Genomic DNA, 204 nt, shown 5'->3' with positions numbered 1-204 from the left:
CCCCTCCAACTCACAAGGTGCAGTTTTTTTATGAGCAAATATACATTACACTTCAAATACCAAGCCGTACTCCGCTACCTGCACATACGCAGCCAACAGCGTACCGCAGACCACTACGGCATCTCCCGAACCCGCCTGCGGCGATGGATACGCGCCTATCAGGAAGGCGGCATCGGCGCACTCGAACATCCCCAATCCAAAACC

General features: G+C 54.4%; 1 protein-coding gene. It reads left to right on the top strand.

Annotated features, from left to right (window positions below):
* Window positions 1-30 precede the first annotated feature (30 nt).
* Window positions 31-204, top strand: a 174-nt coding sequence (locus NSCA4_RS0109795) for a helix-turn-helix domain-containing protein (protein ID WP_016687959.1), incomplete at its 3' end; no start/stop codon positions are given.

Origin of the sequence: Neisseria sicca 4320, from assembly GCF_000193735.1 — a bacterium.
Taxonomy (GTDB): domain Bacteria; phylum Pseudomonadota; class Gammaproteobacteria; order Burkholderiales; family Neisseriaceae; genus Neisseria; species Neisseria sicca_E.
Note: the sequence above shows the minus strand (reverse complement) of the source record. Positions and strands in the feature narration are given on the sequence as shown.